Genomic DNA, 23,785 nt, shown 5'->3' with positions numbered 1-23,785 from the left:
TAATGCTCACTTAGCGTCGTTTTTTCATCACTCATTGAGTCTTTTCATCATGTCCAGCGCCTCATCACACTCTACCCTTCGCGTTGCCCGCCCACTGTCGCCCTGCATTCAGGTATGCACCATTGAGCCCTCCTCTTCGCTATGCCAAGGCTGTGGTCGGACGCTAGATGAGATTGCCTGTTGGGGCAGTATGACCGAGGCCGAGAAGACCCCGGTGTGGGATCGGCTTATACAAGAAGGCTATATCGACGCACAGTACGCCAAGTAAACAGTACGCCAAGTAAGCTAGATGTCGTCTGTATGCCGGTCGCTTAAAATATGGTGCAGTTCGCCACATGACACCATCGGATCATCGCAGTTAATCACGATCTTTGACTCTGCCAGCACATAGCTACGGCCTGTTGTGGTGTTTTCCACCACTTGGTAATCACCTTCTTGATGGGTGCCAGTGAAGGTGCCAATAAATCCGGTTTCACGCAGTGACACGGTCTCTAACTTATCGCCAACCGTCAGCCGACCTTCATAATTCATCAGTGCTAAGCGCGCTGAAGTACCGGTGCCGGTAGTGCTACGGCAAATAACACCGGGATGCACATAGGTGGTTGAACGCGAGCGAATATAGTCTTCTGCTATTTTCTCTTCTGGCCCCATAAAGTGTAAAAACGGCAATGGCCCGACGTCACCTAAGGTGTAATGCGAAAAACCGCGCTGCGCCTGGATCGCCTCAACTATTTTATAAGCGCAAGCGGCAAGTGCCTGCTCCTCATTGCGCACTAATTTAAAGCCCAGCTCTTCGGCATCGACCAACGCATAAAACCCACCGCTGTATGCGACCGAGTAAGTAACAGTGCCTATTTCGGGTACTTGAATGGTGTCGCGATAGGTATCGATATAGCTTGGCAGACCTTCACAGGTAACTGATTCCACGACCCCATTACGCACCTTTGCTTCAATTTGCACCAAGCCTGCGGGTGCTTCTAGTTTAAAGCGTTGAATCCCTTCCTGCTTAGGAACAAGGCCGCTCTCCAAGACCGCCGTGGCAGTGCACAGCGTGTTAGAGCCAGAATAAATCGGATACCCCATCACTTCCATAATAATGTAGCCCGCCACTGCCTCTGGATGCGAGGCTGGAACAAGCAAGTCCACCGACATTTCTGAAATGCCGTACGGCTCTTCCAATAGCAGTCGCCTTAAACCATCAGCATCATCACGCAGGAACTCCATTTGTTGGCGTACCGTGGCACCCGGAAGTAGATCAATGCCCCCTGTCACAATGCGGCTAACATCGCCACCAGCATGGGTATCCATCAATTGAATCGTATGCAGCTTCTTCATAAACCTTGCTCCTCAGCAGTAGCGAGGGCAAACGGTGCGCCGTGGGTTTCCCACTGTGCATCAGGAACAATCACAATCTTGCCCAAATAGTTACTATCACGGTTCACAAAGTAGCGCTCAGCGTTATGCAGGTCTGAGAGTTTAAAGGCGCCGTGCAGCACGGGTTTTAGTGCTCCGCTACGAATCCATTCAATCAGTTGCTCGGCCTCTTCCCGGGTGCCATGAGAAACACCAAAAATTTGCACCTGATACAGATAGATCCGAGTCCACATCATCTCGCTAATATTGCCGCCACTCGCGCCAGCAATGGATAACCGCGGATAGCGGCTACGCCCCTGCATGTCGACAATCATGGTGTCGATAAACAGATCGGTCATTTGCCCCCCGACCAAGTCCATCACTGCATCAATCGGCTTGCCACTGGTTTCGGCCAACACACGCTCAACAAAAGTGGCTAAATCACCACGGTCGATCACTGCCTCAGCACCCAGTGCCAAAAGTGCATCGGCCTTATCCAACTGGCTGACCGCGTAAGGAATAGCCCCCACGATTCTGCACAGCTGAATTAATGCCGTTCCAACCCCACCACTGGCACCTGTCACTAACACGCGTTCGCCTGCGCTTATGTTGGCAGAGGTCATCATGTGATAGGCCGTCTGATATGAACACATACCCATTGAGGCAAGCTCTGCATCTTGCAATTTAGGGTTAGGCACATGGTGGAACTGATCAGCAGGTACTACGACATACTCGGCGTATCCGCCATCTGCGCCATGCCCGTAATAATCAGGCGTCAGGTTAATATCGCGGCGTTCATCAGCGTAAATATTAAAGTCGAGCAGGCCTCGCTCTCCAATACGGGAAACGTCTACACCCTCGCCTACTGCCACCACACGGCCGGCAATATCGGCGCCTTGAATACGAGGAAAGGTCAGCGTGGGTGAGCCTCCCATCGCAAACGATGTGACTTCCTCTTTGCCCTTCGTTGGGTAAAGTCCTTCACGCGCTTTTCGGTCGGTATTATTTTTAGCCGTTGCCGTTACTTGAACCAGTACTTGCCCCGGCCCAGGTCGGGGGGTAACGACATCCTGCCGATACTGCAGCTTATCTACATCACCGTGGCCAGTTAATAGCATGGCAGACATCGTCTTGGGGAGTTGAGGTGCAGCTTCGGCCATAAATTTGCTCCTGTTTAAAAGCGTGGACGAACCGAACTGACAATAGCAAATGTTGCCAGTAACAAACGACGACAATAACAAACTTTGATAATTACTAAAGAGATAAAAACAAAACGGCGTCAACGGAGTACCACCGTTGACGCCGCTAATATTTATTAATAATTTCAGCTAAATACAGGCACACCGATAAGCAGCATGTGTAGATAAAGTGCAAAAACAATATACGCAACCAGCCCCACAACCACTGTGGCTATTGTTGCCGGGATAGAGATAACGGTCGCTGATGGCGGGGCGGCACGATCACGTTTTTTGGCTGCTTTAAACGCCAGGATAGCCCACACCAAAAACGCTGCAAAAAAGATAATATCGCCAAGCCTGCCATTGGCCAACAGATGAGAAAATGCCCAAATTTTAACGGCCAACATCATTGGGTGGCCAAGCTTCGCTTTAATCGCATTGCGCGGCACATAGGCTGCCACCAGCATAATAAAGGCGGGAATCATCAGCAGCGCTACCGCATGGCGTAAGCCCATAGGCGGGAACCAAACGTAAATAGAGTCTAAGCGCATTTGGCCAAATCCGTAGATAGCGATTGCCAGTCCAATCACTGATACTACGGAATACGCTAGCTTCCAGGAGGTTTCGCCATGTTTAGTAATCTGCTGCTGACGCCAGTCTTCAGCAAAGATACGCACGGAGTGGCTGCCAAGAAATATCAGCAGGCCAATAATCATGATGGTCATAAAGGTGGCTCTCAGGTTGTTTGCAGGTCGTTGGTCGACTGCGAGCATGCCACACTCACGCCCAAACCACATGGCGAACTATCAACTTTTCGCTAACAGCGAAACTATCTCGATTTAAAACCAGCTTTTGCGTTTAAATAGCCAAATCAAGCTACCACCGATACCCAGCATAGCCCCCCAAACAAAAAAATAACCATATTGATAGCGCAGCTCTGGCATGTATTCAAAGTTCATACCGTAAATACCAGCAATGAACGTTAACGGTACAAAGATCGCCGTAATCACCGTTAATACACGCATGGTGATATTTAGCTGATGAGAAGAGATCGAAATATAGCCATCGATAAGGTCACCGCAAATGTCATAATACATTTGCGTCAAAGTATAAAGACGTTCAAAGCGCTCCTCTACATCCGTAATGGCATGCATCGTTTCACTTTCACCACGAGGCAGATGAGCGTAATCGTAGGCTGTAAGCTCTTGGGTAATGCCCTTATGATAGCTAAAAATACGGCGCATCTTCACCAAACGTGAACGGTAGGTGGTGATTTTTCGCATCAGCACATCGTTACCATTCTCTAACAGCTCATCTTCTATGTCGCTTAGCTCAGTTTCGAATTCCAATAAGCTATCAATATAGAAACCTGCTGAGGTATACATGATTTTCAGCGCGACACGCTCGGGAGATAATGCCAGCAGCGTTTTGCCATGCTCATTAAAAAGCCGTTCAATGCTGAGCGCTTCACCGGCATGCAAGGTGATCAGAAAGTGCTCACCAATGAAAAAACACACCTGTTGAGGCACGAACTTGAGCTGGGCATCAAACGAAGAAATACCTCGGTAGATAATCAATGTATGATGCTCAAATTCTTCAATTTTAGGCGGATGACGCTCCTTGTGGGCATCCTGAATGGCCATTGGATGACAATTAAAACGTTCCAGTAACTGGCGCTCACGCGTTTCTGGCTCGCCTTTCATATCTATCCATAAGTGGCTGCCAGGCGTTGCCTGCCAAACATCAATAAGGCATTCATCACCTTCATGCACATCGCCATCCGGCATCGTTAGTAGGCTGCGAATCATCATCGTCCCTGTTAATTTGGTTCACGGCTTAACGTTACTGCCTAACGCTTTGACGACGATTAGGCAGATAGGCCAGCGTCACACTGACAACAATAGACGCCAGAAGCGCCCCTAAAAATGGCCCAAGCGTGGGAATACTGCCGGGGAACGTTGCTGCCATAATACCCGCGCTGACACTTCCCTGACTTATCCAGCCTGGCAGTATTGCTCCTACCAACCCTGCCATACCACCCCCTATCGCCGCCAGAGGCGTCATACGTTGCCACAGGCCAAGCAGCACCGGCACCACGATGGCAGCGCACAGTAAGTCAGCGATTAAGAATAGTCGCAGTACCGACAACCCCTGCAACGCAATCAGCACTACTGGCACCATCATGGCGACCGTTATCCAACGAGCAGTCGTTAAAGAAGCTGTATGCCGTTCACCGCCACGTCCAACAATCAGCGACGCGATGCCATTTTGAAGCGTATCAACACTTGAGGTTACCAACGTGACAGCCAGCACTAAGGCGGGCAGTGCTACCCACACCGGCGCATCGGTTAACAGTGCAAAGAAGGGAATAGGCGGCTCTCCAAGTGGCACTCCACTCATCGCGGCCATCATGCCGACACCGCCAATGACCATCACCACCAACACGGTCATACCGCCGCCTAGCCAAGCACCTCGGCCTAAGCTCTGGTCATCCTGGGCAGCCCATACACGCTGCCAATAGCCTTGATGGAAAAGATTGGCGGCGGTCACCGCAATGACAAGTGTAAGAGCAACGCTGAGCGCACTTGTGATAGGAATAGAAGGCATCACTGCGTCATTCGGCATGGTTGGCAGCCGCCATATGGCAACGCTGCCAACAGCTGCTAACAGGGCCAACAAAAGCCACGCTTGCCAGCGATCCGTGGCGAGGCTTGCCCGTAGCCCACCAACCACCGTGTACACCAAGGTTGTGAGCGCAACACCAATAATCACCAGCGCCGGAGGTACCTCTGACAGCAGCGCGGTAATCGCGCCGATGGCCGTTAGTTCCGCCGCTAAAAAACAGCCCATATAAGCAACAGAGGCCAGCGATACCCAGCGACGCACGCCTTTGCCATAACAGGCATCAGCAAATTCAGCAATGCTTCTGCCCTCTGGCAAAGCACGGCGAATTTTTGGCCCGTAAAGCCCTAAGACAATAAACGGCAGCGCAGAGCCTATTGCATAGCCTGCGAGCGCTAATGGCCCAACAAACGCACCTATTTCAGGCGGTGCAAACAAAATCCAAGCGCCCATTCCCGAGGCTAAAAATGAGAACCCCAGCGTGGAGGCCGTTTGCGAATTGCGTGCTGTCACGTAGTCATCGAGCGACCCCTGCACATGGCGTGCCCGAAGGCCCAAAAAGGCAAAGCAAAGTAGTGCCGCACCCAGTACGGCTGATGTTAGGTAAGGCATGTCGCACTTCCTCCGCCGGTATTAACCGGATCAGGTTCCAGGGTCTGCGCAGTGCGCATTCTCAGCCCATCAGTGTGGAGCTCCCCTGGCGACAGTGAATGGAGACGCTATCCTCGGTGAAAGTGGTTCGTTAGTAAAGGTTGGGCGTTAGTAAAATCTGTCAGTGAGTAACGCCTTGGTGGGTAACTTTTTTCCTACTATTTTCCCTTTATGATCGCGGTAGGCGTCCCATTAAGTAGAACTCTTCATTAGGTGGGGTGCCTGCCATGGTAACCAATCGGTTCGACATTCCAAAAAAAGCGACAATGGCACCAATGTCCCAACAATCTTCCAGCGTGAAACCCACTTGCTCTAATCTGGCCTGCCATTCGGAAGAGAACTCACCCACTTCAATACCGCAATGCATTGCAAAATCCAACATCATGCGATGACGTTCGCTCAGTCCTGCGGTCAGGTGGTTAATTGCAACGTTGTCTGCTACTAACGGGTCCTTGCTATAAATTCTCAATAAGGCCCCATGCGCAACGACACAATAAAGACAACGATTGCGTGCACTTGTGGCTACCACAATCATCTCTTTTTCAGCCTTGGTGAGCGTGTCGGACTCACGCTCCATTAGCGCATCGTGGTACGCAAAAAACGCGCGAAACTCATCGGGGCGGTGGGCCAACATTAAAAATACGTTGGGTACAAAGCCCGCCTTGCTTTGAACATTTACTATTGCTTCACGAATATCATCAGGCAGTTCGTCAAGGGTTTCTGGCACATGGAAACGGCTAAGTGGGTTTATCATCGCGGTTCCTCTTTTCCTAAAAGCAGGTTTTAAATTTTTGTTTTGGTTAAACATTTATACTGCTGACTGAACGCTATTCAGTAACAAAATACTAAACAAAGTGACTTTCAATCGCGGCTCACGCTGTCCATACTCTTAACAACTCAATAACCTATAAGCCGCGCAATGAACGCGTAAAATGGCACCTTACAGGGACACTCACATGCAGCATTTCGAAGCGAAAGAGCATACGCCAGGGCGCTTACACACACTTTTTGCTGACCCTTACCGCGCGTTCGACAACGATACCGATGAGCGGCAGCTACACATTCGAGTCATGCTGCACATCCTCTTTGCACAGCCCCTGCAACAGTCGCCGATGACCCTTCGGGTCATTCATGGTTGGGAAAACGGCAGTTTCGAGCCAAGCGAATTGAAGCACATTGATTATCCGCTTACTTCGTTAGAAGACTTACACCGAGTGACAAACGAATTTTCCCAGGCCTCTCAGCAGCGTCAACCACTACCAGCCGAAGATACCTCGCTTCTTACTGCGCCATTAGCCAAACTATTTGCCCAGGCAGAAGAGGCAGAAGGACGTATCATTACGGAAGCGACGCGCAATATACCCGCACGCTGGCCTGCCTTACCGGGTGGTTTAGCAATTTACACGCTATTCAAAATGTATCATCGCCTTGTATATGGTGAAGACGACAATTACCGTTGTTCTCAATGCGAAACGCCTGAGGGCCTCCAAGAACTCCATGAATTTCATATTGAAGAAGGCGAGTTCGCGCTGTTAACGCCCCCGGCCCACTACAAAAAAATAGTGCCCACCATGCTGATACTGCATGCTGGCCAGCTTGGCCCTATTGAGCAACTTATCCGCGAAAGTCTGCCTTTGTTTCCAGATAGATAACCCGTTATTTATCAAGCTAAAGTTATTTACTCTGAAGCCATGCCATCCGACGCCGTACATCAAGAAGCCCCGTTTTCACGGGGCTTTATTGATCACGGTTAGCTTAAGGAAATAGTACTGTTGATGCCGCTAGAGACATTTTCTGGCTCAAACCAACGGGCGGTAACCGTTTTGGTTTGCGTCCAGAACGTAATTGCCTGTTTGCCGTTTGGCCCCAGATCACCAAGCTTGGAAGCACGCGACCCAGTAAAGCTAAAGTAAGCCACAGGGACAGGAATCGGCACATTGATACCTATTTGGCCAACGTCAATGTCTGTTTCAAAACGCCGTGCCACCCAACCTGAATTGGTAAATATCGACGTACCATTTCCATTCGGGTTAGCGTTGATAAACTCGATCGCGTCATCCAGTGTTTCTACATTGACCACGCACAGTACGGGGCCGAAAATTTCTTCTCGGTACACCGTCATATCAGCGGTCACATCGGCAAACAGGGTTGGGCCAACAAAATTACCGTTTGGATAGCCATCTACCGTGCAACCACGGCCATCCACCAGAAGTTTAGCGCCCTCTTTTTCACCCGCCGAAATCAAGCGCTCAACGCGATCCTTCGCTTGGGGAGAAACAAGCGGGCCTAGGTCTGCATCGCGCTGAGTGCCCGGCCCTACTTTCATTCGGCGCGCGCCTTCCTCAATATCTTTCAGCCACTCACGGGCTTCACCCACTAGCACGACAACCGAGTTAGCCATGCAGCGCTGGCCGGCGGCGCCAAATGCCGAACCCAGCAGGCTATCAATAGCTTGGCTGCGGTTAGCATCCGGCATCACCACACAGTGGTTTTTAGCCCCCATCATCGACTGCATACGCTTGCCTGCAGCTGCAGCACGGTTGTAAAGCAGCGAGCCGACATGGGTCGAACCAATAAACGAAAGCGCTTTAATATCCTGGTGGTCGGCGATCTGATTGGCGACATCCGGACCACCATGCACCACGTTCAAAACACCGGCGGGTATGCCAGCTTCATGGGCAAGCTCCACGAGACGCATTGTGGAGCTAGGATCTTGTTCCGAAGGCTTCAGTACAAAGGTGTTGCCCGTAGCAATGGCCATCGGGAACATAAAACAGGGCAGCATAATCGGAAAGTTAAAGGCGGTAATGCCCGCGCCAACGCCCAGTGGCTGGTGCATGGTGTAAACATCGACTTCATTAGCGGCGTTTTCCGCCAGCTCACCCAGCTGCAGCGAGGTAATCGAACAAGCGTGTTCAACTACCTCTAAACCGCGCCCTACCTCGCCTTCGGCATCTGGTAAGGTTTTACCATGCTCTTGCGTAATCAATGCGGCTAACTCAGCGGTATTTTCCCGTATCAGAGCCTGAAGCTTGAGCATAATGCGCATGCGCTTGCCAAGCGGCACTTTACGCCACTCTTTGAATGCTGTTTTAGCACTCGCAACCGCACGCTCCACTTCTTCGGCGGTACAAAAGGGCACACGGGCAACAACTTCTTGGGTCGCCGGGTTCACCACATCACGCCAATCCTGGCTTTGTGACATGACTGGCTGACCATCGATATACATAGGGATTTCACGAACAGACATGACTACCTTCCTCATCGTTATGTTTATTATGAGACGTAAATATGAACCCTAGGGTATAGCAGCAAGTTGACGTAAACGTCAATTAGCCACTTGATAAAGATAAAACTCACCTAGCACTACTATTTACGCTTTCCCTCCTAGCACTGCCCTCGCTATGCTGGCTAACAGCAGGCCAATGACGTGTGCCCAGTTGTTTAGACGCGTACGTGTTCAACACCCCAGGAGGCATCCATGCAGACCTTTAGCTGTCGCTGTGGCAACCCGCTTTTTTTTGAAAACACGTATTGCTTGGCCTGCGAATCCGAGGTGGGCTGGTGCCCAACCTGCTCAGCTATTGTAGCTCTTGAACCGTTACCAAATGGAGGATACCGCTGCACTCACCCAGACTGCGGATCCACCTTAATGAAGTGCCATAACTATGCGGTTGAGAATGTATGCAACCGGATGGTAGTGATGGTCGAGGGGCATGCCGATACGCTTTGCGACTGCTGCCGCTTTAATGAAGTGATTCCCGACTTAACTATCAATGGCAACCGGGAGCGCTGGGCTGCGCTTGAAGCTGCCAAGCGACGGCTATTTCACACATTAGACTTACTCACGCTTCCCTACGGCGTCAACGGTGAAAACATTCGTGTTCCGCTTAGCTTTTCGTTTATGGCAGATGCCTTGCCCGATCAAGGCCTTTGGCGCTCTACCGCTAGCCAGGAAAAGATATACACCGGCCATGCCAATGGTCATATCACGATCAACGTGAAAGAAGCCGACGACGTTGAACGCGAGCGCCTGCGGGTTGATATGAATGAGTCCCACCGCACTCTCATCGGCCACTTCCGCCATGAAATTGGTCACTACTATTGGGATTTATTGGTAAAAGGACGCGATGAAGACACCTGCCGCCACGTGTTCGGAGATCACAACAACCCTACCTACGGTGATGCCTTAGAACGGTATTACCAACAGGGAACGCCTGCTGATTGGTCAACACAGTTTATTTCTGCCTACGCCTCGATGCACCCATGGGAAGACTTTGCGGAAACCTTTGCGTACTACTTAGATATGGTCGCTGTGCTCGATACAGCGCGTCATATGGGGCTTTCCCGCACCGAACACAACGGCACATTAGACAGCATGTTACGAGCATTCCATCAGGTAGGCATGGCCGTAAACGAACTCAATCGTGATATGGGACTGCTGGATTTAGCACCGAGCGTCATTGCCCCGGCGGTGAGACAGAAGCTGACGTATCTGCATCAACTGATTCTTAATGCGAACGCCAGCCCCCGTACTTAACAACCGTTAATCGTTGTCGTGCTCTCCTGCGTGGCTTTGCGACTGGCGCTGGGTCACGCGGGGAACGCCATCACTGTTGACAAAATAGGTTGCGCTTAGCGTGTCGTGAATCGCCGCGAAACCAATCTGCAGTTCATCCACAAACGCATGTAGTTTGCTGGGGGAGTGAGCCAACGCCTGAATGTCGGCGTCGACCACATCGGCTCGCACAAGCGACACCGTTGCCGCCGCTCGGTCTTGCCTGGGTAACAGCTGTAGCTCGTGCCCCACCGTTTCCAGGCTGCAGGCAATAGAGCGTGGTAGGTGGGGGTCCTGCAGCAAAAAGCGCAGCACGTCAGGCCCACGCACCCGCAAACGGACTTGCTGCCGGTACATTTGGTAAGCAGTGAGCGACTTCAGCACGCTCATCCACTGCAAATTTTCAAACGGCAGCAGTTCCTCTGGATTTTGCGGCAGCAAACTGGCGGACCGAACATCGACAATTCGGGTCGTCATATCTGCCCGCTCTAAATGGCGACCTAACTTGATGAAGGTGCGAGCAGGCCCATGGCTTAGCGTACCTTCTATTAAGCCTGTCAATGTCTGGCAGCCGCGAATTACACTTTTCAAAAAGGTGTCGCGGCGCCGCGGACTAACGCCATTTTCGGCATGATCTGCAACACTCAAATAGAGTTGATTGACCTCTTCCCAGATCTCTCTTGGCACGACATCACGAGTGGTACGCAGGTTTTCCCTAGCGCTCGCTAAGGCGGCAAGAATAGAGCTGCCATTTTGCGCGTCTGCACACAGAAAGTGCACCACGCTACGCTCATCAAAACTTGAATGGCGCTCATTAAACGCTTCCAACGTGCCGGTCATTTCAATTAACGGCGCCCAGCCCAGGGGCAAGTGACGCGGCAGATCCAGCATTAGGTGGCTATTAACACTCAGCAACCGAGCAGTATCTTCGGCCCGTTCGATGTAACGCGCCATCCAGTAGAGGTTTTCAGCAACGCGTGACAGCATGGCGCTAGACTCCTTCCTGCTCAGCGGCAACTGCCGCGTTCTCATCGGTTTCAACAATCCAAGTATCTTTACTGCCGCCCCCTTGAGAAGAGTTAACCACCAGTGAGCCCTCCACCAGGGCGACCCGGGTCAAGCCACCAGTGGTGACGTGGGTTTCCGGCCCAGAAAGAATAAATGGGCGAAGGTCTACGTGGCGCGGCTGGGGCAAGCCGTTAGCCAGCGTCGGCGTCGTCGAAAGTGCCAGCGTTGGCTGTGCCATATAGTTACGGGGATTGGCTTTAATTAAGCGTGCAAACTCATCGCGAGTTTCTTTAGTAGAACGAGGGCCTATCAACATGCCATAGCCGCCGGATTCATTTGCTGGCTTCACCACCAACTCATCCAAATGCTCCAACACATACTTGCGATCATCTTCAAACATACATAAATAACTTGGTACGTTTGGCAGCAGCGGTTCTTGGTCTAGATAGTAACGAATGATCTCAGGGACAAAGGCGTACACGACTTTATCGTCGGCGACTCCCGCCCCAGGGGCATTGGCAAGCGCTACTTTCCCCGCCCGCCAAGCGCGCATTAGGCCGGCCACCCCAAGCATTGAATCTGGATTAAACGCTTCAGGATCGAGAAACTCGTCGTCTACACGACGATAAATCACATCGACACGGCGCAACCCTTCCACAGTCCGCATATAAACCACGTCGTCGTCATCGACCAGCAAGTCGCTACCTTGCACTAACTCAACTCCCATTTGCTGAGCAAGATACGCATGTTCAAAGTAGGCGGAGTTATAGATACCAGGCGTTAGCACTACCACTTGAGGGTCGTCACCTGGGCGAGGCGACATCGACGCTAACATGTCATATAGCTGGGCAACGTAGTCGTCTACGGGAAGAATTTTGCCAGATGCAAAAAGCTCAGGCAGCACACGCTTGGTTACATTACGATTTTCCAGCATGTACGAAACCCCAGAGGGAATACGCAAATTGTCTTCTAGTACATAAAGCGTGCCATCACCGCCACGCACTAAGTCTGACCCGCAAATATGCGCCCAAATGCCATGAGGAGGGTTGATACCAACACACTGGGGGCGGAAGTTAACCGATTGCGCCAACACTTCAGCAGGTAACACTTTGTCTTTAATTACTTTTTGATCGTGATAAAGATCATCAATAAATAGATTAAGCGCTTGCACGCGTTGTTTTAAACCCGCTTCAGTTTTACGCCACTCACTGGCAGGAATAATTCGCGGCACAATATCAAAAGGCCAAGCGCGATCAATCATGGCGCCTTCTGAATAAACGGTAAAGGTAATCCCCATGGTGCGAATGGCAATTTCTGCTGCGGTTTTACGCTCTGCCAACTCCTCTGCACTAAACCTTGCCAACATATTACACAGCTCATCAGCCGAGGCTCGTGGCTTGCCTGGCGCCGCTAGTAACTCATCGTAATAGTCACGGCACGCATAGTTATTCCAATTCACTTGGCTCATGGGCGCTCTCCTGGCGCAATGGTGGAAGCGGCAACTTCCTCTTACGTAGTGCAGGCCTAGCCCCGCGCGATCTACGCAGTTCTCTTCACATATAAGCACGCAAAATGCATACCATCTTTTTCGCTATTTCAACGTTAAAAGGATGCTTTCAATACGCACCCTCGCCCACCGTCTACTAGCGACGCTACTACTACTGGCAGCGCTACTAATAACTACGCTACTAATAACTACGCTACTAATAACAATGCTGCTTATAACAACACTGCTAATAACACGCTGCTAATCCCTCTAATGCCCCCTCTACTGAACCGTTACTTTTAGTGAATAGCTGAACGCTCACTTAAAGCCACAAACAAAAGCACCAAAATAGTGCGCACCACTAACCCTAATGGTGCATTTTATGTTTTTCACACTTCTTAAACGGCTTAGTTAATTTTGCAGCTGCAAAAAAACCTAACTACAACGATACTGCCGTAACTTAGCTCTTTTTATCGAGGCGTCTTAATGACGAATCGGTTGATATAGACTTAACCCAGAGGGTGGCTTATGACCATTCGTGTTGCCTTGTATCACCGAACTACTTATCACTTTGACCGTCCGGTGAAGTTGTCACCCCATGTTGTTCGTTTGCGCCCAGCACCTCATTGCCGAACCCATATCGATGCCTATTCGCTGAATATTTCTGGTAATGATCACTATCTAAACTGGCAGCAAGACCCCTTTGGCAACTTTAATGCCCGCATTGTGTTTCCAGAGCCTCGCAAAGAACTAACCATTGCGGTCGAACTTATCGCCCCAATGACCGTTATCAACCCGTTTGATTTTTTCCTCGACGACATCGCACAAAAAATCCCGTTTGCCTATCCAGAAGAACTCAGCAAAGAACTGGGGCCTTATCTTGAAGTTACTGAGGCAGGCCCAAAGCTGATGGCGTGGCTTGAAGAAGTTCCCAGGGAGCCCACTGTCAGCGTTGATTTTTTAGTGGCCCTTAATCAGCGCCTTCAGAACGACATCAGCTATCTGGTGCGTATGGAGCCGGGCGTTCAGAGCTGCGAAGAGACATTGACCCTGGCCAGCGGCTCCTGTCGCGACAGTGCCTGGCTTCTGGTTCAGATTCTGCGGCACTTGGGGCTTGCCGCCCGCTTTGTATCGGGTTATTTGATTCAGCTAGCGCCTGATGTCAAAGCACTTGATGGCCCAAGTGGCACAGAGGTCGACTTCACCGACCTGCACGCCTGGACAGAAGTTTTTCTGCCCGGCGCGGGCTGGGTTGGCTTAGACCCAACGTCTGGCCTCTTTGCTGGAGAAGGCCATATTCCCCTTGCAGCCACGCCGACAACCGGTAGTGCCGCCGCGATTACCGGTTTTTCTGATAAATGCGAGGTAGAGTTTAGTGTGGAAATGCGCATCGAGCGTATCCACGAAGACCCGCGCGTCACTAAGCCCTACAGTGAGCAGCAGTGGCAGGAAATTTTGCAGCTGGGCGACCAGGTTGATAAGGAGCTTAATAAGCAAGACGTCCGCCTGACCATGGGCGGCGAACCTACGTTTGTTTCCGTTGATGACATGGAAAGCCCACAGTGGAACATTGAGGCGCTTGGTGACCATAAACGTGAACGCGCCGAAGTGCTCCTGAGCCGTTTGCAGGAAGCTTATGCTCCTGGCAGCGTCATTCAGCAGCAGCAGGGTAAATGGTACCCCGGCGAGCCGCTGCCCCGCTGGGCGCTAGCATGTTACTGGCGTAAAGATGGCGTACCGCTTTGGCGTGACGCCAAATGGCTTGCCTGCATGGAGGGCGCCCCAAAAGTAGCGGTTGATGATGCCATGGCACAGCGGTTTACCCAGGCGCTTAGCGAACGTCTAGGCATAGCCCCACATTACTGGATACCCGCTTTCGAAGACGCCTACTACTATCTTTGGAAAGAGCAAACGCTCCCGGTCAGTATCGATCCGCGCAAAGCCGATTTAAAAGATGATGCCGAACGCCGCCGTCTGGCACGGCTACTTGAGCAAGATTTAGCGGCAGTCGTTGGTTATGCCTTGCCACTGCGTCATTCAGTTTCCCAATCCCATCGCTGGGAAAGTGGGCGCTGGCCACTCAAACGCGATCATTTATTTTTGGTGCCTGGCGACTCACCTATGGGCCTGCGTCTACCGCTTTCTGCGCTGCCCTGGGCCGATCCTGAAGAGCAGCCCCAGCCTGAGTCACTGTTCGCGCCACGACCGGAAATTGGTGATATTCACGGCGAAGTCGCTAGACGTCATGCTGAGCAACATCGTTTAAGTAGCACCGAGCGCCACGGTCAAAGCCTTCACCCCAGCCTGAGCCACCCAGAAGGAGAAGCCGTTCAGCAGCAGCCCCTTCCCGAGAATGACCGCGACCATAAAGTGATTCATACCAGTCTGTGCATAGAGCCCCGTGACGGTCGTCTGCATATCTTTTTGCCGCCGCTCACCCGGCTAGAACACTACTTGGACTTGCTCAGCAGTATTGAAGAGTGCGCACGAACGCTTAGCTGTCCAGTGATGATCGAGGGCTACTCGCCGCCCCGTGATCCGCGTCTTGAAAACTTTATGATCACCCCCGACCCCGGTGTTATCGAAGTTAACATCATGCCAGCGGCTAGCTGGAAAACCCTGGTCGCTCAAACCGAGCGACTCTATGAGGAAGCCCGGCTAGCACGCTTGTGCACCGAAAAGTTTATGCTCGATGGCCGTCATACGGGCACCGGTGGCGGCAACCATGTCACTCTTGGCGGTATTACGCCCGATGATTCCCCCTTCCTGCGCCGTCCTGATTTATTAGCAAGCCTGGTCACTTATTGGCAGCACCACCCAAGCCTTTCGTACCTCTTTTCAGGCCTGTTTATTGGCCCTACTAGCCAGGCTCCACGTGTCGATGAGGCTCGCCATGAGGCGCTTTATGAGCTGGAAATTGCATTACAACAAATGCCTGAAGGAGACGTTGTTCAGCCTTGGCTAGTGGATCGCTTGCTGCGCCACCTGCTCACCGACTTAACCGGCAACACTCATCGTGCTGAATTCTGCATTGATAAACTTTACTCGCCAGATAGTGACAGCGGTCGTTTAGGACTTTTAGAACTGCGCGGTTTTGAGATGCCACCCCACGCTCGCATGAGCTTAATGCAGATGCTGCTGATTCGCGCGCTTGTCGCCCGCTGCTGGAAAGCGCCCTACCGTGCGAAGCCTGTTCGATGGGGAAGCGCTCTACAAGATCGTTGGATGCTACCCCACTATTTGTGGGAAGACTTAGGCGATGTACTGAGTGACCTGGGTCATCATGGCTTTGATTTTAAGCGTGAATGGTTTGCACCTTTTCTTGAATTCCGCTTCCCTGTTCACGGACGACTGCATACCCCAATGCTGGATATTGAGCTGCGCCAAGCTATCGAGCCCTGGCATGTGCTCGGTGAAGAGACCTCTGCTGGCGGCACCTCCCGCTACGTCGACTCCTCTGTGGAGCGTTTGGAAATTAAAGTCAACGGTATGAGCGGCAGCCGCTATAAGGTGACCTGCAATGGCCGTCTGGTACCACTATCTCCCACTGGCCGTAACGGTGAAGCGGTTGCCGGTGTCCGCTACCGCGCCTGGCAGCCACCCTCGGCGCTACATCCGCAAATCCCTATTCATGCCCCACTGGTATTTGATGTCTTAGATACCTGGAATCAACGTTCCGTTGCAGGCTGCACCTACCATGTGACACACCCCACCGGCCGCAGCTTTGAAACATTCCCCGTGAATGCATTTGAAGCGGAAGCCCGTCGTCTAGGTCGGTTCAGTGAGGATGGCCACCGCCATGGTTACCAGTCGCCTAGCGCTGAAACGCCTAGCCAAGAATTGCCCAACACGCTAGATCTTCGCTGGAGGCCAAGCTAATGCTTTCCTATTGACACAAGCTGCAGGATAATTCGCAGCCTATTCGCTTAGGACGACAAGGAACATGACGGCCCCAGTCTCTCCCACTCTTCTCGAGCCCGGCACAGCCGGGCTTGTGGAGGACTACTTCAACCAACTTTGCGAGGGACAACCAGGCGTCTTTGATGCCATGGTTGACCGTTATGGTCAGCTGCGGCCAGGTTGGGAAACCCTTCTTAGGGCGCTTGAAGCACTCGGGACCGATGGCCGCCTTCAGCAGCGTGAAGAAATCCAGCGACTGTTGGCTGAAAATGGCGTTATCTTCAATATGCATGATGAGGCCAAGCGCTCCTGGCGGCTGGACCCGCTGCCCTGGGTGATTAACCACACCGACTGGCAAGCGCTTGAAGTAGGCTTGCGTCAACGCACTCGCTTACTCAATGCTCTCTTTGACGATATCTACGGAGCACGCCGCCTGTTTGATACCGGCCTACTCCCTACCCAGGCGCTGCTCGCTTCGCCGCATTTGCTACTACCGTGTCACGGCTCGCAGCCAAGTGACCGTCCAGCCATCAACTTTCACGGCGTTGATGTGATTCAGGATGCCGAAGGTCAGTGGCGCGTGATTGGCGACCGCTTACAGGCTCCTTCCGGTACCGGTTTCACCCTTGAAAACCGCATATTGATGGCGCGGGCACTGCCTGACATGTACCGCAATGCGCCACTTAAACGATTAGCGGGCTTTCTCGATAATTACCACCGCACGCTTATTGCCCTTGCCTACCAGCACCGTGACAACCCAAACGTTGTACTACTGACACCTGGACCGGGCAGCCCACGCTATTTTGAGCACGCCTACCTGGCTAACTATCTCAATATTGACCTTGCCGAGGGGCAGGACTTAATCGTTAGAGATTCACAGCTATGGCTTCGCACTCTAGGCGGTTTGCAACCGGTGGATGTGGTGCTGCGCCATTGTGATGACGCCTACTGCGACCCACTTGAGCTGCGCGGTGACTCTCAGTTAGGCGTGCCCGGTTTACTTCAAGCTGCTCGTGCCGGAGGGGTAGCGATGTCCAATGCGTTAGGCGTGGGCATTTTAGAATCTCCCGAACTTGCCGATTATCTGCCCGCCCTTTGTGAGCATTTGCTAGGCGAAAAACTGCTGCTGCCGAACGCCAATGCCGCCACGCGACCGGCCACGGCACCCATATTTGACCATCAGATGCAGCGTTTATCGCCTACCACCATGAACCTGCGCTGTTTTATTACTCGCTCGCCGGGAAGTATCGCCAGTTCAGGCCAGCAGCCAAGCGACTACCACGTTATGCCGGGTGGTTTAGCCTGGGTAGGTACGCCGGGTTCGCCGTCGTTGAATAGTCCTGTTGTGAAAGATGTGTGGGTAACGGCCAGCACGCCCCAGCCTCATGTCAGCCAACTTCGCCAGGCCCGCGGCCCAGTAGTCGCCACCCGGGATGGCACCGACTTACCCAGTCGCGTGGCCGAAAGTCTGTTCTGGTTAGGACGCTACGGCGAACGCCTGGATGCACGGGCACGCTTGCTACGTGAAGCGCTGATGCGCTTGCTGGAAGTTGATCAAGATGAAATCGCCGACCAGTTACTTGATGAACTGTTGATCGCCCTGGAAATCACTACGCTTAACGAAGATAGCGAAAACAGCAAACCGCCGCTGGTCGGCTTTGTGCAGAAACGCGCAGCCCTGCTAGCCCAATTTGACACCACAGACACCCAGGCCTTACATGCCCTGTTTGACCAGCTACTGCGTAACGCCCGTAGCGTACGTGACCACCTAGGCGATGACTCTTGGCGGGTGATTAACCAGCTTCGCCAACGCGTCAGCGGTTTTAACTCAAGCCTGGGTGCCAGTGCCGCACGACGTGCCTGTGAAGGGCTTTCTGCTCAAATAGCCGCTTTTTTTGGCTTATGCAACGAAACCATGCCCCACCATTACGGCTGGCGGTTTATGGATATTGGGCGCTTTTTAGACCGCGTCTTAGGCCTGCTGTCGCTGCTCAAGCTGACCCTTAATGCTCCTCACTCTCCCGGCCTTGCGCTCTGGGAAGTAGTGCTGGCCACCACCGACAACTTTACTGCGTATCGCAGGCGCTATCGCAGCGAGCTACATCCAGAAGCGATTTTAGACCTACTGCTCTTTGATGAAACTAACCCACGCTCCGTGGGCTACATGCTCAAACGCCTTGAGCGGCAAATGAACCGCCTGCCTGGTAGCTCTTCACCCTATCGTAACGCGGAGCGGCGCCTGTTAATTCAGGCCAACGCCGCTCTGCATTTGGCCGATATTGATCGCCTTAGCCACCTTACCGACACCCCCGAAGCGCAAGAAGCGCTAGAGCAGTTGCTTGATGAACTGATTGAACCGCTAACAGCACTTTCCGATGCTATCAGCCACAGCCATTTCAGCCATGTCGAGCGGCCGCGCCAATTAGTTAGCATGGAGCCTGATGCATGAAGTACACCCTGCGGCACACCACGCGCTATCATTACAGCGCACCCGTCACACTATGTCATAGTGAGGCACGGGTGTTGCCGCGCAAAACGCTGCACCAAGAGTGCGGCGCATCCGAGCTAACCATTAGCCCACTGCCGCAGGTTCAAGCAGAACGACGCGACGTATTCGGTAATCGCGTACTTTATTTTGCCATGGAGGATATTCACCAGACGTTAGACGTCACGGTGGTCACCCAGCTGAATACCCAGCCGCTGCCCCCACTGCCCACGACGTCTCCTGGCTGGGAGAGTGTCGCCGAACAGCTCAACAGCGATTGCCGCTTTGATATGCAGCTGTATCGCCTGGACTCGCCGTTTATTCGCCGTAACGAGGACTTAGCCGCTTTTGCTCGCAGCTGCTTTACGCCCGGGCGTCCGCTGGTAGAGAGCGCCTTGGCGCTCAATCAACTGATCTACGATACCTTCGAGTATGACCCCAGCTTCACCACGCTTGCTACTCCGCTTAGTGATGTGCTGGCTAACCGTCGTGGGGTATGCCAAGACTTTGCTCACCTAGCGATTGGAGCGCTGCGCTCGATAGGCTTGGCCGCACGCTATGTGAGCGGCTATCTAGAAACCCAGCCGCCGCCTGGACAGCCAAGGCTGGTGGGGGCAGACGCATCTCACGCATGGCTTGCGACCTGGATTCCCGATTGGGGCTGGCTAGCACTCGACCCCACCAACGGTACCCTTGCTGGCGAACAGCACCCAGTGCTGGCCTGGGGACGTGACTACGCGGATGTTGCACCATTAAAAGGGGTAATGAATGGCGGCGGCGACCATAAGCTAGAGGTGGAAGTGGATGTGATGCCAATTAGCGCTGAATAAGCCCATTGGTTAACCAAGGCACCCAGGCAAGAAGCACTAGAGTCACTAAGGTTGCCAACAAAAATGGCAGCAGTGCGCGAAATATTTTGAGCGGCGGTGCGCCGGTCATCGAAGAGGCAATAAACAGTCCCGCCCCCACCGGAGGCGTTAATAAGCCCATTACCAAGGTTAAACACACCACCACACCAAATTGATAGGGGCTAATCGCGAACTGGCTTTGAGCAATGGGCATTAAAATCGGCACGACCAAGATCAGTGCCGCAATACCGTCAATTACCATTCCCACCAACAGCAGCGCGCCAATCACCAACAGTAAAAATACAAAGGGGTCGCTGGTAAACGCCGCAATCCACGCTGCGGCCATTTGCGGCAATCGCTCATAAATCACCACCCAACCAAACACACCCGCGGCAGCAATTAGCATTATCACCAAGCCCGCGTTGATCGCTGTGCGAGTCAGTACCTGAGGTAGCTGACTTAAACGCAGGTCACCGTATACAAAGCGTCCCATTAATAGCGCCGCCAGCGAAGCTAACGCCGCTGACTCAGTGGGCGTGGCAATCCCCCATAAAATACCGCCAATAATGATCACGGGTATGAGCAGTGCAGGCAGCCCCCAAAGCAAGTCATGAAGCGCCTGACGACGGCTAGGCCATTGGCCTTTAGGGTATTGCTCTACCAAGCCTATCAACGCAATCACGATAAAAAAGCTTGCCCCTAAAAGTAGCCCTGGCAGTAATCCAGCAATAAACATCTCTGCAATGGGGACTTGGGCCATAACACCAAACAACACAAACAGCATGGAAGGTGGAATAATCGGCGACAGTAAACCACCGGCTGCGGTAATCGCTGCGCTATAAGATTTGTCGTAACCTTCCTGCTCCATTGCCGGCACCATGGCACGGGACATAATGGCAATTTGCGACGCCGCCGAACCAATAATCGCGGCCATCATCATATTGGCCACTAAATTAATGTAGGCAAGACCGCCACGAAAACCGCCCACTAAAATACGCGCCAGCGCGATTAAACGACGGGTTAAACCACCTTCATTCATTAACTCGCCCGCCAGCATAAATAGCGGGATCGCCAGCAATCCATAGCTTTCAATGGCACTAAACAGCTGCTGCGGATAGGAATCAAATAGCACCGTATTACCTGATGCTTGGATATACCACATCGCGGTCAGTGCCAATACCAGCGCAATCGGCACGGCACCGAGCAACAGCAGCAAAAACACAGCAATCGTCATAAACGTACCGTCACATGATAAGCAGGATTAGCGTCACGTTTTGGCAGTAGGTTCTTGAGTCGGGGTGCGCCACTGGTTGAGTGACTGGATAAGATTTGCCCAGCCATGCAGACTAAGAGACAGTGCAAACCACGGCACAATCAACCACGCCCAGAACTTTTTAACGCCAAGAGTGGAAGTGTTTTCAGCGTAAATAAAATTAAAAGTGTGCCCCTGGAACGCACGGATGTCGAACCCTGCTTGCGCAAGTTCAAGAGGTTGATACCAACGCCAGCACAGCCACACAAGCAGCAGTGCAAATAGCAGCACCATAGCATCTACCCAAAGACCAATTAGTTTTCGCCCCGTTTGCGGCAGTAGATCACTCAACAGTGTTACCGCTATCCCTTGGCGGCGTTTAAATACCGCGCCGGCAATTAAAAAAGTCATCCAAATCATGGAATAAATTGCCAACTCACTAATCCAATAAAGCGGGCTACCCAGCGCACGAAATGCAATATTGGTGAGAATTAAGCAGGTAACTGCCGCTGCTAAAGCAGCGGCGGCTATCTCTTCGCAACGGGCAAGCCTTGAAGAAAAACGTTGCAGCATCTTACTCGTCACGTAACCGGTCAGCTTCGGCACGTAACGTTTCTAACATAGGCGCTTTCGGCGCCCAGATGCTTTCCCACTGTGCAATGGCGTCAGAGAAGAACTCAGCATCCGCTTCAACAATGTTGATATCTAAAGCACGGATTTCCTCTTCCTGAGCGGCATCCATCTCTTCAAAGCCTACCAACACGTTTTCAAGATGCTCCGCCATTGCGGTATCAATCAGCTCACGATCATCTTCCGACAGCTCGCGCCACACTCGACCAGACACCACGCCCACCATAGGGAACATCATATGATTAGAAATCAGCAGATTTTCCGCCTGCTCGTAGAATTTCAAAATCAAAATAGAGTCGAAATCCATATCAATAGCATCGACCTGGCCGTTAGCCAGCGCATCATACACTTCTAATAGCGGCATGGGCGCAGGGGCAGCACCAGTGGCCGTATAGAAATCACGGATTGGCTCAAATGGGGTAATACGTAAACGCTGCCCCTGCAGATCGTCGGCGCTTTCAATAGGATCACGGCTGAGCACTTGGCGCATACCCACCATGCCGTAACCAACGCCAATTAAGCCGACTTCTTGCGGCATTAATTCGAGTAGTTCTCCAGCCGCGTCAGAACGTAACAGCTGTGCCGCATGGTTAACGTCATCCACTAGATAAGGCGCATAAAGCGCACCAAAATCAGGAATACGATTTGAAATTTCGGCAATTGTTAAAAAAGCCATATCTAATGCGCCAGTTTGAAGCTGCTGAACCATCTGCGCTTCATTGCCAAGCTGCTGGGCTGGAAAAACGCTAACGCTATGCTCACCATCAGAGCGCTCGTTAAGCGTTTGGGCAAAGGCTTCCGCCTCGGTGGACCATAGATGCTGTGCAGGCGTGATAAGACCGAGACGAAAATCCCGCGCTTGAGCACTCATGGCTGAAACGGCGAGCGTGGCTGTTGCGCAGGCAAGCGTAAGCGTTTTGATGCGATTCATGCAAAGCCTCTTGTATCCAGCGAAAGCGCCCATAGCGCTTCGCGTGTTTTTTTAATTGATAGACTTTGAGAATACATTAGCGTTAGCGTTAATGGCACCCGCCATTACGCTAACGCAACGACGCTACTTACGCTGCTTCGTAAGCCGCTTTTAAGCGGTAAAACTCATCAACAATTGCTGCCATTTCAGTCGCGTCGTAATCACACAAGCCACTAACCACTAATTTCTTAGAGCCCACCCCAACCGCTTCTCCAGCAGACTCAATCGAAAACTCAAGCAAGGCATCGGCGCGCTTACCCTGCACTTCTAGCGAGGAGCTTGTTAGCGCTAAGTTCGGCGAAAAACCGTCTAAACGCTCTAGGGAAAAGCCCATGCTGTCGTAAATAACCAAGGGGCGCTTAGGATTAAACATTACCCCATGCTGCTCCATCAAAGGTTTTAAATAGTGGGGAAAGTTTTTACCCGAAAATGCCACATAGCAGCGAGCAAAGGCCTCAATAGCCGCTTCATCGTGAGTCACTTCTCCACCACGAGTTACCTGAAGGTAGCATTTACCACCATCATCGCAGACATGTAGATGACCGTTCTCGTCTTCACTAAATTTGAGCGGTGTGTCGGCTCCCACCATATTGGTGAAGCGAAATTCCATTTGTCGCGACAACCCAAATTTCACCAATACCAGCGTAAATAGCAGGTCACCAGGTACGCAAAAACGGCGCGCATCTGGATTATGAATCGGGTTGTAATCGCCGGCCACGCCCTTGGCGAAACGGCTGGCCTGCTCAGCAGAGATCACAACATACTCTCCGCGCTGCGCGTAAAAATCCTTGAACATGGCTTTGCTGCCTGCCTAGCGTTGAAATCGAAAACCCATTACGGTCCC

At 52.2% G+C, this 23,785-nt stretch carries 19 protein-coding genes and 1 riboswitch; of the genes, 6 read left to right on the top strand and 13 right to left on the bottom strand.

Annotation, left to right across the window (positions count from 1 at the left end; all coding sequences use genetic code 11):
- Positions 1–49: 49 nt before the first annotated feature.
- A complete protein-coding gene (locus tag M0220_RS12410) occupies positions 50–268 on the top strand; it encodes a DUF1289 domain-containing protein (protein ID WP_264017784.1) in 219 nt (72 codons plus the stop codon).
- A gap of 17 nt (positions 269–285) precedes the next feature.
- On the opposite strand, the gene M0220_RS12405 is transcribed toward M0220_RS12410, so the two are convergent.
- The 6 genes from M0220_RS12405 to M0220_RS12380 all read right to left on the bottom strand — a co-directional run bounded on the left by M0220_RS12405 (position 286) and on the right by M0220_RS12380 (position 6,558).
- The gene (locus tag M0220_RS12405; RefSeq protein WP_264017783.1) at positions 286–1,335 is read right to left on the bottom strand and encodes a proline racemase family protein; all 1,050 of its coding nucleotides are present in this window, start codon (positions 1,333–1,335) and stop codon (positions 286–288) included.
- Positions 1,332–2,513: an alcohol dehydrogenase catalytic domain-containing protein gene (locus M0220_RS12400; protein ID WP_264017782.1), complete on the bottom strand. Its 1,182-nt coding sequence runs from the start codon at positions 2,511–2,513 to the stop codon at positions 1,332–1,334. The genes M0220_RS12405 and M0220_RS12400 overlap by 4 nt, the downstream gene beginning before the upstream one ends.
- A gap of 164 nt (positions 2,514–2,677) precedes the next feature.
- Positions 2,678–3,256 carry an NnrU family protein gene (locus M0220_RS12395; RefSeq protein ID WP_264017781.1) on the bottom strand — a complete coding sequence of 193 codons (579 nt, stop codon included), beginning with the start codon at positions 3,254–3,256 and terminating at the stop codon, positions 2,678–2,680.
- A gap of 114 nt (positions 3,257–3,370) precedes the next feature.
- A complete protein-coding gene (locus M0220_RS12390) occupies positions 3,371–4,339 on the bottom strand; it encodes a magnesium transporter CorA family protein (RefSeq protein ID WP_264019229.1) in 969 nt (322 codons plus the stop codon).
- Between the two features lie 34 nt (positions 4,340–4,373).
- The gene (locus M0220_RS12385; RefSeq protein WP_264017780.1) at positions 4,374–5,765 is read right to left on the bottom strand and encodes an SLC5/6 family protein; all 1,392 of its coding nucleotides are present in this window, start codon (positions 5,763–5,765) and stop codon (positions 4,374–4,376) included.
- Positions 5,755–5,862: riboswitch (TPP riboswitch) on the bottom strand. It overlaps the preceding gene by 11 nt.
- A gap of 111 nt (positions 5,863–5,973) precedes the next feature.
- Positions 5,974–6,558: a peroxidase-related enzyme gene (locus M0220_RS12380; protein WP_030073502.1), complete on the bottom strand. Its 585-nt coding sequence runs from the start codon at positions 6,556–6,558 to the stop codon at positions 5,974–5,976.
- A gap of 202 nt (positions 6,559–6,760) precedes the next feature.
- Here M0220_RS12380 and M0220_RS12375 point away from each other — a divergent pair, with 202 nt between their 5' ends.
- Positions 6,761–7,456: a hypothetical protein gene (locus tag M0220_RS12375; RefSeq protein WP_030073504.1), complete on the top strand. Its 696-nt coding sequence runs from the start codon at positions 6,761–6,763 to the stop codon at positions 7,454–7,456.
- A gap of 98 nt (positions 7,457–7,554) precedes the next feature.
- Here M0220_RS12375 and M0220_RS12370 read toward each other — a convergent pair whose 3' ends face one another.
- The gene (locus M0220_RS12370; RefSeq protein ID WP_030073506.1) at positions 7,555–9,054 is read right to left on the bottom strand and encodes a CoA-acylating methylmalonate-semialdehyde dehydrogenase; all 1,500 of its coding nucleotides are present in this window, start codon (positions 9,052–9,054) and stop codon (positions 7,555–7,557) included.
- A 231-nt stretch (positions 9,055–9,285) separates the two neighbouring features.
- On the opposite strand from M0220_RS12370, the gene M0220_RS12365 reads away from it, so the two are divergent.
- The gene (locus tag M0220_RS12365) at positions 9,286–10,344 is read left to right on the top strand and encodes a zinc-binding metallopeptidase family protein (protein ID WP_264017779.1); all 1,059 of its coding nucleotides are present in this window, start codon (positions 9,286–9,288) and stop codon (positions 10,342–10,344) included.
- A 6-nt stretch (positions 10,345–10,350) separates the two neighbouring features.
- Here M0220_RS12365 and M0220_RS12360 read toward each other — a convergent pair whose 3' ends face one another.
- Both M0220_RS12360 and M0220_RS12355 read right to left on the bottom strand, forming a co-directional pair.
- Positions 10,351–11,349 carry an alpha-E domain-containing protein gene (locus M0220_RS12360; RefSeq protein ID WP_030073510.1) on the bottom strand — a complete coding sequence of 333 codons (999 nt, stop codon included), beginning with the start codon at positions 11,347–11,349 and terminating at the stop codon, positions 10,351–10,353.
- Positions 11,350–11,353: 4 nt separating this feature from the next.
- Complete coding sequence (locus M0220_RS12355; RefSeq protein ID WP_030073512.1) at positions 11,354–12,838, bottom strand: circularly permuted type 2 ATP-grasp protein; 1,485 nt, start codon at positions 12,836–12,838, stop codon at positions 11,354–11,356.
- A gap of 546 nt (positions 12,839–13,384) precedes the next feature.
- Here M0220_RS12355 and M0220_RS12350 point away from each other — a divergent pair.
- The 3 genes from M0220_RS12350 (at position 13,385) to M0220_RS12340 (ending at position 20,071) form a co-directional block, all read left to right on the top strand.
- A complete protein-coding gene (locus M0220_RS12350) occupies positions 13,385–16,735 on the top strand; it encodes a transglutaminase family protein (protein ID WP_264017778.1) in 3,351 nt (1,116 codons plus the stop codon).
- 64 nt (positions 16,736–16,799) lie between these two features.
- On the top strand, positions 16,800–19,205 hold the full coding sequence (locus M0220_RS12345) for a circularly permuted type 2 ATP-grasp protein (RefSeq protein WP_030073521.1): 2,406 nt from the start codon (positions 16,800–16,802) through the stop codon (positions 19,203–19,205).
- Positions 19,202–20,071 (top strand): transglutaminase family protein, encoded by an 870-nt coding sequence (locus tag M0220_RS12340; protein ID WP_030073524.1) that lies wholly within the window; start codon positions 19,202–19,204, stop codon positions 20,069–20,071. The genes M0220_RS12345 and M0220_RS12340 overlap by 4 nt, the downstream gene beginning before the upstream one ends.
- Here M0220_RS12340 and M0220_RS12335 read toward each other — a convergent pair.
- From M0220_RS12335 to M0220_RS12320, 4 genes are all read right to left on the bottom strand, one after another.
- A complete protein-coding gene (locus tag M0220_RS12335) occupies positions 20,058–21,323 on the bottom strand; it encodes a TRAP transporter large permease (RefSeq protein ID WP_030073529.1) in 1,266 nt (421 codons plus the stop codon). The two genes, M0220_RS12340 and M0220_RS12335, sit on opposite strands and share 14 nt — an antisense overlap.
- Before the next feature lie 33 nt (positions 21,324–21,356).
- Positions 21,357–21,914, bottom strand: a complete 558-nt coding sequence (locus M0220_RS12330; RefSeq protein ID WP_264017777.1) for a TRAP transporter small permease — start codon at positions 21,912–21,914, stop codon at positions 21,357–21,359.
- 1 nt (position 21,915) lies between these two features.
- Positions 21,916–22,902 (bottom strand): TRAP transporter substrate-binding protein, encoded by a 987-nt coding sequence (locus tag M0220_RS12325; protein WP_264017776.1) that lies wholly within the window; start codon positions 22,900–22,902, stop codon positions 21,916–21,918.
- Positions 22,903–23,029: 127 nt separating this feature from the next.
- Positions 23,030–23,737 carry a DUF3581 family protein gene (locus M0220_RS12320; RefSeq protein WP_030073535.1) on the bottom strand — a complete coding sequence of 236 codons (708 nt, stop codon included), beginning with the start codon at positions 23,735–23,737 and terminating at the stop codon, positions 23,030–23,032.
- Positions 23,738–23,785 lie beyond the last annotated feature (48 nt).

It is taken from the genome of Halomonas qinghailakensis (assembly GCF_025820815.1).
Taxonomy (GTDB): Bacteria; Pseudomonadota; Gammaproteobacteria; order Pseudomonadales; family Halomonadaceae; genus Vreelandella; species Vreelandella qaidamensis.
The sequence above is the reverse complement of the archived record's forward strand: the minus strand, read 5'-3'. Positions and strand labels throughout refer to the sequence as shown.